10 protein-coding genes and 1 pseudogene are annotated in these 12337 nt (G+C 72.4%); all 11 read left to right on the top strand.

Annotation, left to right across the window (positions count from 1 at the left end; all coding sequences use genetic code 11):
• The first annotated feature begins 341 nt into the window (after positions 1-341).
• The 11 genes and pseudogenes from ACIQAK_RS08880 to ACIQAK_RS08830 all read left to right on the top strand — a co-directional run bounded on the left by ACIQAK_RS08880 (position 342) and on the right by ACIQAK_RS08830 (position 12336).
• Positions 342-629, top strand: coding sequence for a hypothetical protein (locus tag ACIQAK_RS08880; RefSeq protein WP_366387573.1), 288 nt, complete (start codon positions 342-344; stop codon positions 627-629).
• Positions 630-745: 116 nt separating this feature from the next.
• Positions 746-1171, top strand: a complete 426-nt coding sequence (locus tag ACIQAK_RS08875) for a phage tail protein (RefSeq protein WP_366387572.1) — start codon at positions 746-748, stop codon at positions 1169-1171.
• 115 nt (positions 1172-1286) lie between these two features.
• Positions 1287-2009, top strand: a complete 723-nt coding sequence (locus ACIQAK_RS08870; protein ID WP_366387571.1) for a LysM peptidoglycan-binding domain-containing protein — start codon at positions 1287-1289, stop codon at positions 2007-2009.
• Entirely contained in the window at positions 2006-3775 is a 1770-nt protein-coding gene (locus tag ACIQAK_RS08865; protein ID WP_366387570.1) for a VgrG-related protein, read from the top strand. The genes ACIQAK_RS08870 and ACIQAK_RS08865 overlap by 4 nt, the downstream gene beginning before the upstream one ends.
• A gap of 63 nt (positions 3776-3838) precedes the next feature.
• Positions 3839-4180: a PAAR domain-containing protein gene (locus ACIQAK_RS08860; RefSeq protein ID WP_366387569.1), complete on the top strand. Its 342-nt coding sequence runs from the start codon at positions 3839-3841 to the stop codon at positions 4178-4180.
• Positions 4177-4614, top strand: a complete 438-nt coding sequence (locus ACIQAK_RS08855) for a GPW/gp25 family protein (protein WP_366387568.1) — start codon at positions 4177-4179, stop codon at positions 4612-4614. The genes ACIQAK_RS08860 and ACIQAK_RS08855 overlap by 4 nt, the downstream gene beginning before the upstream one ends.
• A complete protein-coding gene (locus ACIQAK_RS08850; protein ID WP_366387567.1) occupies positions 4614-6575 on the top strand; it encodes a putative baseplate assembly protein in 1962 nt (653 codons plus the stop codon). The genes ACIQAK_RS08855 and ACIQAK_RS08850 overlap by 1 nt, the downstream gene beginning before the upstream one ends.
• Positions 6572-7159 (top strand): phage tail protein, encoded by a 588-nt coding sequence (locus ACIQAK_RS08845; RefSeq protein ID WP_366387566.1) that lies wholly within the window; start codon positions 6572-6574, stop codon positions 7157-7159. Before ACIQAK_RS08850 ends, ACIQAK_RS08845 begins: the two co-directional genes overlap by 4 nt.
• Positions 7160-7163: 4 nt before the next feature.
• Positions 7164-8369, top strand: coding sequence for an NADase-type glycan-binding domain-containing protein (locus ACIQAK_RS08840; protein WP_401847837.1), 1206 nt, complete (start codon positions 7164-7166; stop codon positions 8367-8369).
• A 297-nt stretch (positions 8370-8666) separates the two neighbouring features.
• Positions 8667-9644 carry a terpene synthase family protein gene (locus ACIQAK_RS08835; RefSeq protein WP_366387565.1) on the top strand — a complete coding sequence of 326 codons (978 nt, stop codon included), beginning with the start codon at positions 8667-8669 and terminating at the stop codon, positions 9642-9644.
• Positions 9645-10082: 438 nt separating this feature from the next.
• A pseudogene (locus ACIQAK_RS08830) lies at positions 10083-12336 on the top strand (N-acetylmuramoyl-L-alanine amidase).
• Position 12337: the final 1 nt, after the last annotated feature.

Below are 12337 nucleotides of genomic sequence, written 5' to 3'. Positions count from 1 at the left end.
GCCAGACAGGCCAGACAGGCCAAGCGGGCCAGGCACCCCAGCCATCGCCATCGGCGACGTCCCCGCAGTCCGTCTCCCGCGCCCACCCCGTCCCGGTCGTCCGCCCCCACCCCCCCGCGGCGGCGCGGCCCGGGGTCACCGTCGTACCCGTCCAGCGGATGCCGCTGCCGGTCGTGCCCGACCCCGCGGGCCCCCCGCCCGCCGGCCCGGCGCCCGGAGGCGGTGCTCCCCCGCCCGGGCCGCCGGCCCTCTCCGTACGGGTTCCGCCGCGCCCGCCCACGCCGGCCTCCGGGCCGAGCGGCTCCGGCACTTCGACGGCGCGGCCCCCGACGCAGGCACAGGTGTTGCAGCGTGCGGCCGCCCACGCGGGCATCACCGGCGTCCCGGTGAAGGCCGTCCCGGCGCCGGTCGTTCAGCGTACGGACGACGGCAGGTCCGGCTCCGCCTCCACCTCGGACACCCCGGCGGAGGGCGCCACCACGAACACCGCGAACGCGGCGACCCGGTTCACCGGGGCCGAGATCGAGGAGCTGGCCCGCCGCCTCCTCGACCCCGTGAGCCGGCTCATCCGCGCCGACATGCGCCGCGGCCGGGAGCGCGCCGGGCGGTTGCACGACGGCCGCCGCTGACAGCGCACCCCACCCAGGCAATATCCGCGAAACCAGCAAGAACCTCAGGACCAGCGAGAACCGCAGCAACCGCAGCAACCGCAGGACCAGCACCGGCAGAGAAGAAGAGAAACGGGATGACGGACAACATCTTCGCAACGAGCGTCTTCTTCAAGCTCGTGATCGGCGGCAGCGACCTCGGGGCCTTCCACACCTGCTCGGGCCTGGGCGCCGAGGTGGAGATGGAGACGTACGCCGAGGGTGGCAACAACGGCTTCACCTGGCAGCTGCCGGGACGCATCACCTGGACCAACATCACGCTGACCCGCCCGGTCACCGCCGACACGCTCAAGATCGCGCGCTGGCTGAACGAGACGATCCAGCGGGTCGAGCCGAAGGACGGCGAGATCGTCGCCCTGCGCCCGGACCTCAGCCGGATCATCAGCTGGCAGGTGCAGGGCATCATCCCGGTGCGCTGGCAGGGCCCCTCCTTCGACCCCGCGAGCTCCCAGGCGGCGATCGAGACGCTGGAGATCGCCCACGAGGGCCTCGAACCCTCCTGACGCCCCGTCCTGACGAACCGTCCTGACGAACCGTCCTGACGAACCGTCCTGACGACCCGTCCTGAGGACCCGCCCCGCCAGAGAAGACCCGCCCTACGAGAGAGGAGGAACCGCCATGTCACCCGCTCTGCGTGCGAGCCGTGCGCGCGCCCAACTGACCATCATGGAGCCACCGTCGACGGTCGGCGCCAAGCCGGGCGGCAAACTCGCGCAGCTCACGCTCCAGTTCAACCCCTCCAAGCTGTCGCTGAGCAAGAACACCGAGTGGCGGCGCACTCCGTCCCGGATGGCCGGCCAGTCCGCGCTGCCCGAGTTCGTCGGGAGCGGGCCCCGGTCGCTCTCCCTGGAGGTCTTCCTCGATGCGACGGCCACCCACGACAACTCCGTGGAGAAGGCGGTGGAGCAGCTGATGATCGCCTGCGTGCCGACGCCGACCAGCCTCGCGCGCAAGACGCCCGCGAGCCCGTGGGTGCGGTTCGACTGGGGGACGTCGAGGACCACCTCGTTCGACGGCGTGCTCTCCAACCTCTCCGTCTCGTACACCCTGTTCGACGTGGACGGGAAGCCGCTGCGCGCCACCTGCTCCCTGTCGATCGAGGAGGCCAGCGTCGACCCCGCCGGCCAGAACCCCACCTCCGGTTCGAAGGAGGCCCGGCGGACGCACCGGGTCGTGGCCGGGGACAGCCTGCCGCTGCTCGCCTGGCGCGAGTACGGCGATGCCACCGCCTGGCGCACCATCGCGGAGGCCAACGGCTTGGACAACCCCATGCAGTTGATACCCGGCAGCGAGCTCCTCGTGCCGGGCCTGGAAGACCACCTGGTGGAGGGGGACCGATGACCGGCGTCGCCCCGGGCCGCGCCTTCGCCGCCGACCCCATCGTGGAGGCACCCAACGAGCTGCCGCTGGGCTGGGCCGCCCAGTTGGTGAGCTGCGTGGTCGACGAGAACGTCGGACTGCCGGACACCGCCGTACTGATGTACCGGGACCCGGACCACGAGCTGCTCACCGAGAGCGGGATCACGCTCGGCACACCGCTGAAGATCTCCGTGGTCACCGTGCAGGACCGGGTCCGTGAGCGGCTGTTCACCGGTGAGGTCACGGCGATCGAGCTGGACCACGACACCACCGGGACGTTCACCGTCATCCGGGCGCTCTCCAAGGCGCACCGGCTCCAGCGCGGCCGGAAAGTGGTCGCGTACCGGAACATGAAGACGGCGGACATCGTCCGCAAGGTGGCCACGGGTGCCGGGCTGACCTGCGGCAAGGTCGAGGCGGCGCCGATCACGTACAAGCAGCTGACCCAGGCCAACGTCTCGGACTGGGAGTTCCTCCAGCACCTGGCCGCCGAGAGCGGCGCGCAGGTACGGGTGGACGACAAGGGCGTGCTCCAGTTCACCAAGCCGAGGCGCGCCGCCACCGCGCCCTCACCCACCACCCCCGCCGCCCGGAACCCGATGGTCCTGGAGTACGGGGACAACCTGCTCTCCCTGCGGGCGGTCGTGACCGGCGCGGACGGGGCGGGCGATGTGGAGGTGCGCGGCTGGAACGTCGACACCAAGACGCGGCTGGTGGCGCGCGAGCAGGCCGTCCGCAGCACCACGGTGGCCCCCGGGATGCAACCGTCGGTGGCGTCCAAGGCGTTCGGCGCGAAGGCCCGGATGACCGTCGCCGACACCCCGTACCGGACCCAGGCGGAGACCACGGCCGTCGCCGGTGCGGTGGCCGCTTCGGTCAGCTCCGGCTTCGGTGAGATCGAGGCGGTGGCCGTGGGCAACCCCCGGCTGCGGGCGGGCGCGCCGGTCGCCCTCGGCAACGTGGGGCCGACGTTCTCCGGGCGCTACACCGCGACCGCCGCACACCACGTCCTCGAACCGGACGGCGGCTACCGCACGACCGTGCTCGTGAGCGCCTCACCCGACCGCTCACTGGCCGGGCTGACCGGCGGCGGGACGCCCTCGCGCGGTCCGCGCATGCCGGGGCTGGCGATCGGCGTGGTCACCGACATCCGCGAGGGCAAGGCCCAACGGGGCTGGGTACGGCTGAAGTTCCCCTGGCTCGACGACACCTATGTGACCGACTGGGTCCGTACGGTGCAGTGGGGCGGCAACGGCGGCGGCGGGGTGTTCAGCCCCGAGGTCAACGACGAGGTGCTGGTCGGCTTCGATCAGGGGCTGATCGACAGCCCGTATGTGCTGGGCGGCCTGTACAACGGGATCGACCGGCCGTCGGAGCATGACGTACCGCTGGTGGACAAGACCAGCGGCAAGGTCAACCGCCGTTCCCTGGTGTCTCGTTCGGGCAACCGGCTGGAGCTGCTGGACACTCCGCGCGGTCCGTCCGGTGTCCGGCTGGCCAGTGGCAACAAGCGGCTGGAGGTCGTACTGGACGAGCGGAGGAACGAGATCGCCCTCACCGTGTTCGCCCCCGGTGTCAAGCGGCCGCAGAGCTCCGTGACGCTCTCCTCGTCGGGCATCACGCTGGACGCCGGTACGGGGAACGTCGAGATCAACGGGCGCTCGGTGACCATCAAGGGCAGGACGGGGGTCACCGTGGACGGCGGGCTGCTCGCCGTGCTCAAGGCCAAACTCATCCGGATCAACTGACGCTCCACCCCTACTCCACCCCCTGCCCCGCAAGTCACTTTCACAGCAAGGAGAACCCCGGCCATGCCCCCCGCAGCCCGCTCGGGCGACAGCACCGCCCACGGCGGCGTCATCGGCACCCCGCCCCCAGGCGCGGTGGCCGTCGCCACCGTGTGGATCGGCGGCCGGATCGCGGCCGTCACCGGGAGTCTGGTCCCGCCCCGCCCCGGAAGTCTGCACGCCTGCGTCGTCCCCCCGCACGCGGCTCTCGGGCCGGGCAACGTGATCATGCCCAGCCCGGCCGCCGCGCTCAGCGGTCAGGTGCTGATCGGCGGACTGCCCGCGGCCCGGGTGGGCGACAAGACCACCTGCGGCGCGCAGATCATCAGCGGCGCGCCGAACGTCCTGATCGGGGGCCCGATGTGAGCGGCGGCGGATTCATCGGACGCGGCTGGGGCTTCCCGCTGCGGACCGGCGCGACGGGCGGGATCGCCCTGGTCGAGCGGGACAAGGAGATCGAGGAGGCCATCGGTCTGATCCTCGGTACGGCACCAGGTGAGCGGCCGATGCGGCCGGAGTTCGGCTGCGGCATCCACGACTACGTCTTCGCGCCCGGCGACGGCGCGACCGCCGGGCGGATCGCCCAGGAGGTCCGCACCTCGCTGGAGCGGTGGGAGCCGCGCATCGAGGTGACGGACGTGGTGATCGCGTTCGACGCGATCGAGGAGGGCACGCTCTACATCGACGTGCGCTACACCGTGCGGGCCACCAACGACCTGCGCAACCTGGTCTTCCCCTTCTACACGATCCCCTCCGACGGGGACGCCTCCGAGGCGTCCGCGGAAGCGGGGACGCGCTGATGGCCCTGCCCTCCCCCAACCTGGACGACCGGCGCTTCCAGCAGCTCGTCGACGAGGCCAAGCGGTACGTCCAGCAGCGCTCCCCGGAGTGGACCGACCACAACGTGTCGGACCCCGGGGTCACGCTGATCGAGACGTTCGCGTACCTGGTCGACCAGCTGCTGTACCGGCTGAACCGGGTGCCGGACAAGAACTACGCGGCCTTCCTGGACCTGCTGGGCGTGACCCTGTTCCCACCGACCGTTGGCCGGGCCGAGGTCGACTTCTGGCTCTCCGCGCCGCAGCCGGAGACCGTGCGGCTGCCGGCCGGGACCGAGGTGGCGACCGCGCGCGGGGAGGCGGAGGAGCCGGTGGTGTTCACCACCTCCGAGGACCTGCCGATCGTGCCGAGTTCGCTGGTCCGGCTGGTCACCGCGCCGAAGACCGGCGACCAGACCGACCGCACCGGGCCGCTCGGCGCGGGCAAGGACATCCCGTGCTTCTCGCCGCGCCCGGAACCGGGTGACGCCCTGCTGTTCGGGCTGCCCACCGCCGTACCCCGGTGCATCGTCGCCGTACGCCTGGACAGCCGGGTGGAGGGTGTGGGCGTCGACCCGCGTCAGCCGCCGCTGGTGTGGGAGGCGTGGGACGGGGCCCGGTGGGTGGAGTGCGCGACCGGTGACGACAGCACCGGCGGGCTCAACCGGCCGGGCGAGATCATCGTGTTCGTCCCGGCCGGACACACCGCGTCCGTGGTCGCCGGGACCCGGGCGGGGTGGCTGCGCTGCCGGGTGACGGCACCGGAGCCGGGCCAGCCGTTCTACTCCGAGTCGCCGACGATCCGGGAGGCCGAGGTGTTCACGGTCGGTGGCACGGCCGCCGTCGAGCACGCGGAGACCGTCCTCGACGTGCCCCTCGGGGTGTCGGAGGGGGTGGCCGGGCAGCGGTTCTCGGTGAGCCGGGTGCCGCTGCTGATGGACGGCGAGCCGCCGGTGGTCCAGGTGTCGTCCGCCGAGGGCTGGCAGGTCTGGACGCCCGTCGAGCACTTCGGCGCCTCCGCGCCCGGTGACCGGCACGTCCGGATCGACGCGGTCTCCGGCGAGTTCGCGTTCCCGCCGGAGGTGCGGGAGCCGGACGGCACGATGCGCGCGTACGGTGCCGTCCCGGAGAAGGGCTCCCAGCTCCGCGTCCCGCGCTACCGCACGGGCGGCGGGTCGGCCGGGAACGTGGCCCGGGGCGCGATCTCGGTGCTGCGCAGCTCGGTCCCGTACGTCGCGGGGGTCGGCAACCGGGAGGCGGCGATCGGCGGCGTGGACGGGGAGACCGTGGAGAACGCCAAGGTGCGCGCGTCGAACATCCTGAGGGTGCAGGAGCGGGCCGTCACCGCGCGGGACCACGAGGTCATCGCCCGCGAGGCGGCGCCCTCGCTGCGCCGGGTCCGATGTCTGCCCGCCGTACCGGGCGAGGGTGGTGCGGTACGGGTCCTGGTGGTGCCGGACGCGGTCCCCGACGAGGGCGGCCGGCTGCGGTTCGAGCAGCTGATCCCCTCGGACCAGGTGCTCGCGGCGGTCGCGGAACGGCTGGACGAACGGCGCCTGGTGGGCACCCGGCTGGTCGTGGAGCCGCCCGCCTACCAGGGCGTCACCGTGGTCGCCCGGCTTCTCGCGGCCCCGGCCGACGTGGACCGGGTGCGCGCTCAGGCCCTGGACGCCCTGTTCCGCCACATCGACCCGCTGCGCGGCGGTGCGGGCGGTACGGGGTGGCCGTTCGGGCGGCCGGTGCAGTACGGGGAGGTCTTCGCGGTCCTCCAAGGGGTGCGGGGGGCCGGGCTGGTGGAGGAGGTCCGGCTGTTCCCGGCGGACCCGGTCACCGGGCGGCGCGGCGGGGCGGTGGACCGGATCGACGTGGCACCGGGCGCGCTGGTCTTCTCGCACCAGCACCAGGTGATCGTCACGGCGAGCGGACCGGGTGAGGGCGCGTGAGCCGGGCCGCCGTACCCGGGCTGCCCAGCCGCTACCCGATCGGCGAACTGCTGCCCGCCCTGTACGCGGACGACGACCTGGCCCAGCGCTTCACGGCCGGTCTGGACACGGTCCTGGCCCCGGTCCTGTCCACCCTGGACAACCTGCCCGCCTACTTCGACCCGGCCCTGGCCCCGGCCGACTTCCTGGCCTGGCTGGCGACCTGGGTGGGCGCGGGCACCGACCCGGACCGGCCGCCGGAGCTGCGACGGGCGGTGGTGGCCCGCGCGGTGGAGCTGCACCGGTGGCGCGGCACCCGGCGCGGCCTGGTCGAACACCTCCGGCTCTGCTTCGGCGTCCACGCGGAGGTGCGGGACGGCGGGGGCGTGGCGTGGTCGGACCGCCCGGGTACGGAGCTGCCTCCGCCGCCGACCGGCGAACTGCTGGTCCGCGTCTGGCCGGTGGCGCCCGGAGCCACGGTGGACGAGAACCGGCTCCTGGACGTGGTGACGGCCTCGTGCCCCGTCCACCTCACCTGCCGGGTGGAGATTTTGCCGGGCCCGCCCGAAGAGGCGCCCACGACGCTCGTAGAGACAGGAGGCTGACGCGATGCGCTCGTGTCCGGCGTGCGGAACGGCCAATCGCGAGGACGACGACTTCTGCGGGAACTGCGGGTCGTACCTGGGGTGGTCGACGGAGCCTCGGCACACCCGGCCGGAACCGTTCCCGGAGCCGGAGCCCGTTCCGGCGCCACGGCCGGAGCCGGAGCCGACCCGACGGCCGGAACCGGAACCGGAACCTCAGCCGACGCCACCACCAGCACCGGCCCCGGCACCACCAGCACCGGCCCCGGCACCGACGCCTCAGCCGGAACCTGAGCCGCGTCCGGAACGTACGCCAACGCCTGCGCGTGAACCCGCTCCATCCACCGAACCGGCGCGCCCCGCACCCGTACGCCCAGCGCCTCCCACACCACCTCCGCCCGTACCACCCACACGACCCGCACCCGCACCCGCACCCACGCCCGACCCCGAGGACCCCATAGCCGCCGTCCAGCCGGCCAAGCCCGTCGCTCGGCGGCCCGTGGTCCGGCCGGTGGAGGCGGCTGAGGCGCCGGACGGGCCGCCGTGTCCGGCCTGCGGTACGCCGAACCTGCCCGGGCGGCGGTTCTGCCGGCGCTGCGCGGCACCGCTCCAGGCCAGGGAGCAGGCCGCGCCCCTGCCGTGGTGGCGCACGGTGTGGCCGTTCCGCCGCCGGGTGCGGGTCCGCTCAAGCCGGGCGCTGCGGCGGGTCCTGCTCGTGCTGGCGGTCGTCGGACTGCTCTTCGTGGGCTTCCTGTTCCTGCCGGCCGGGCGGGTGCTCTTCGAGGACGTACGGGACAAGCTCGGCGGCACGGCGGAGATCAGCCCCGCCGGGGTGAGCGCGAGCGGCGCCGCCCCCGGCCATCCGGCGGGCGCGGCCGTCGACGGCCTGACCGACAAGTACTGGGGCGCGCCCGCCCCTGGCTCGTCACTGACGTGCACGTTCGAAACGCCGTTCCGGCTGGTCGGGGTCGTCGTGCACACCGGGGCGTCGAAGGAGCCCCAGGAGTTCCGGCGGGAGCCGCGGCCGATCCGGGCGGAGCTGGTCGTCACGACGGCGGACGGCACGGTCCGCGAGAAGAAGCTGACGTTCACCGACAAGCCCGGCCCCCAGACGGTACGGACGGGCATCAGCGACGTCGTCTCCGTCCGGCTCGTCCTGCGCGAGGCGGCGGGCCGGGCGGGAGGCCGTCCGATCGCGGTCGGGGAGGTCGAGTTCTTCAAGCGGACCTGACGGGTGACCCGGACGGCCCAGCGTCACGTTCAGTCCCAGAGGCCCCCCAACTGCTCACAGCTGCTCAGCCGTTCGGGCCGATGAAGCAATTTCGGTCACTTATGGCTTCCCTCGACCCCTCCACAGGGGGTTGACTATGCCTCACGCATGGTGACGCGATCGCCCTCACCGGCTCGCCGACCCAGCTCCGACGGGCGCGCCCATGCGCGGTCGCCGGGAATGCGCGGTGCATATCCCCTATCCGTACTCATTCGACGAGGGGCAGCAATGAGCCAGATAACGTTACCGGCGTTTCACATGCCGTTCGCCAGCGCGGGATGCCATCCGGGTCTGGACAAAACCAGGGAGGCCGCCTGGGAATGGGCGGAAGCGGAAGGGCTGATTCTTTCCGTTCCGGCTCGCAGGAAGATGATCCGCACCCGGCCCGAGCTCTGGATTTCCCTCATCTTCCCGAAGGCGTCCCAGGACCATCTCGACCTCTTCTGCCAATGGCTGTTCTGGGCCTTCCTGGTGGACGACGAGTTCGACGACGGCCCGGCCGGGCGCGACCCGCTGATGTGCGAGGCGGCGATCGCCAGGCTGGTGGACGTGCTCGACGGGGCCGCGCCGCACGGGCCGATGGAGCGGGCGCTCGCCGGGCTGCGCGAGCGGACCTGCCGCGACCGGTCCCCCCGGTGGAACCGGCAGTTCCGGCGGGACACGGCGGCCTGGCTCTGGACGTACTACGCCGAGGCGGTCGAGCGGGCGGCCGGGCAGGTGCCGAGCCGGTCGGATTTCGTCAAGCACCGCCGGGACTCGGTGGCCATGCAGCCGTTCCTCGATCTGCATGAGATCACCGCCGGAATCGATCTGCCGGATTCCGCCCGCAGTCTGCCCGGCTACATCGCCCTGCGGAACGCGGTGACCGATCATTCAGGGCTCTGCAACGACATCTGCTCGTTCGAGAAGGAGGCCGCTCTCGGATACGAGCACAATGCGGTGCGGCTCATTCAGCGCGACCGCGGCTCCACGCTCCAGGAAGCCGTCGACGAGGCCGGAGTTCAGCTGGCACGTATTGCCGAGCGCGTGATGCGGGCGGAAAAGGAACTGATCGAGGAAATCGACGCGGCGGGGATCAGCGCCGCGACCCGGGCCGCCCTGGAGCGCTGCGTGCAGGACTACCGGGGGCTCGTACGGGGTGACTTCGACTACCACGCCCGCGCCGAGCGCTACACCCGGCCGGACCTGGTGGAGCTGGACGCGCGGAACTCGATGTCCCGCTACTTCGCCGCCTGAGCCCGCCCCGCTCCACCTGCTCCACCTGCTCCACCTGCTCCACCTGCTCCACCTGCTCCACCTGCTCCATCCATCTGCCCTATCTGCTCTATCTGCTCCATCCATCTGCCCTATCTGCTCTATCTGCTCCATCCGCGGATGGAGCAGATAGAGCAGATGGAGCAGATAAGGCAGATAGGGCCTGGAAGGCAGCGGCCTTCCAGGCTCTGGAGGCCGACGGCACCGATCGCATGATCCCGGAGAGAGATCGATCGGATCACGTCATGGCAGATCGGGAAAGAACAGGCCCGGTCGGAAGTGATCGCATGGAAGCCTGTCCCGCGCAAGCCTGTCCCGGGTCGCCCCACCGGCCGGGCCGATCACTGTGTCGTGCCCCCGGTCAGCGACTGACCGGTCGGAAGGCCATGCCTTCCACCAGAGTCCCCGGGAAAGTCACACGTGAGATCACAGCGAAGAATATGGACCACTGCTGCCGTCGCCACCGCGGCCGTGACGGGTGTCCTGGTGTTCCAGGGCGTGACGGGCAGTTCCTCCCCCGGCGGTGACGCGGACGCCAAGTCCGCCCCCGCGGAGGCGGACGTGTACCGGACCCCGCTCAGGACCTCCGAGGACGGCACTTCCGCCTCCCTCGCCCAGCGCTCCACCGAGCGGTTCAGCCTGCTCGGTGTCACCTGGACCGATCCGGCCACCCGGGTGGCGGGCACGGTCGAGGCCCGCACCCGCTCCGCCGCCACCGGCGAGTGGACCGGCTGGCTGCCGCTGGACACCGAGATCGACGCGCGCACGGAGGCCGGGCGGCCCGGCGTCCGGGGCACCACCGAGCCCCGCTGGGTCGGCCCCTCGAACGGCGTCGAGGTCCGGATCAGTGCCGCGGACGGTGTGCGGGCCGGGCTGCCCGACGGGCTGCGGCTGGACACCGTCGACCCGGGCGGCAGCGCCACCCCGCTCGCCGCCGAACCGGCCGCGTTCGCCGTCGACGCGAGCCCGTCCGAGGAGCCGACGCCCGGTGAGGAGACCCCCTCGCCCACGCCGACGCCGGAGGAGCCGACCGGGGAGCCCGGCGAGGACCCCTCCCCCACCCCGACCACCGAGTTCCCCACTCCGCCGCCCCCGAGCCCCACCACCGCGTCCCCGACGCCGACGACCGCGTCCTCGACGCCCAGCGCCTCCTCGACCCCGCCGCTGCCGCCCGCCCCGCCGTCCACGGTCCCGCGTCCGCCGATCGTCTCGCGGGTCGCCTGGCAGGCCGACGAGTCGCTCAACGACGAGGCGCCGGAGTACCTGGAGAAGGTCAAGGCCGTCTTCGTCCACCACACCGCGCAGACCAACTCCTACTCCTGCGCCGACTCCTCGGCCATCGTGCGCGGGCTGCACACCTACCACGTGAAGTCGAGCGGCTGGAAGGACCTCGGCTACAACTTCCTCGTCGACAGGTGCGGCACGGTCTTCGAGGGCCGCAGGGGCGGTGCGGACCGGCCCGTGCTGGGCGCGCACACGTACGGTTTCAACCGGGACACCACCGGGATCGGCGTGATCAGCATGTACACGGACACCGCGGCCGCGCGAGCCGCGACCACCGCGGTCGCCAGGATCGCCGCCTGGAAGCTCGGCCAGTACGAGGGCGACCCGACCGGCAAGGTCGAGCTGACCGCCGGGACCGCGAGCCGCAACCTCTCCGGGACGAAGTTCGCCACCGGCAAGAAGTACCCCTTCCAGCAGATCTCCGGACACCGGGACGCGTTCAACACCCAGTGCCCCGGGCAGAGCCTGTACGGCCAGCTCCCCGCCATCCGCTCGCTGGCCGGCGGATCGGTCACCGGCCTCACCATCGCCTCGGTGACCGGAGCGAGCGCCTCCGGCTCCACGTACTACACGCGGTCGAACGTCACCGTCGGCTGGAGGGCGACCACCCCCGCCTCCTTCGTCAAGCAGTACGAACTCCTCGTCGGCGGCAAGGCGGTGGCCACCGTCAAGGGCAACGTCACGACCGCCCCGGTCACCCTCGCGCTCGGCAAGCACTCCGTGCAGGTGCGGGCCACCCACCAGTCGGGCAAGGTCACCACGTCGGCCGCGGCCACGGTCGTCGCCGAGCGGACGGCCCCCGCCTTCACCACCAAGCCGGTCCTCACCCTGCGCACCGGCACGGTGAACACGGCCGCCGTCCCGCTCACCCTGCGGTGGAAGGCCACCGACGCCGCCGCCCTCAAGGAGGTCCGGCTCACCGCGCCCGTCGCCAGGACGTACGGCCCGACGGCCGGCAGCGCCGCGCACACGGCGAAGTCCGGGGCGGTGACGGCGTGGAAGATGACGGCGTACGACCACGCGGGCAACACGGCCGCCGCCTCGGTCTCCGGCACCCCGGTGATCCTCCAGGAGACCGCCGCCGAGAAGACCGGGATATGGACGTCGAAGTCCTCCGCCGGCTACCTGGGCGGCAAGTCCCTCTCCAGCAGCACCAAGAACGCCAGCCTGACCTGGACGTTCACCGGCCGGTCAGCCGCCTGGGTGGTGTCGCGGGCCGCCACTTCGGGGCAGGCATACGTCTATGTCGACGGAAAGAAGGCCGCCACGGTGGACCTGAAGTCCACCGCCACCAAGTACCGGGAGCGCCCGGCACACGGTCAAGATCGTGGTGGTCGGTACGAAGGGCCGCCCGGCCCTCACCACGGACGGGCTGGTCCACCTGAAGTGAG

The organism is Streptomyces sp. NPDC088706 (assembly GCF_044752765.1).
GTDB lineage: Bacteria > Actinomycetota > Actinomycetes > Streptomycetales > Streptomycetaceae > Streptomyces.
This window is presented reverse-complemented; position numbering and strand designations above follow the sequence as displayed.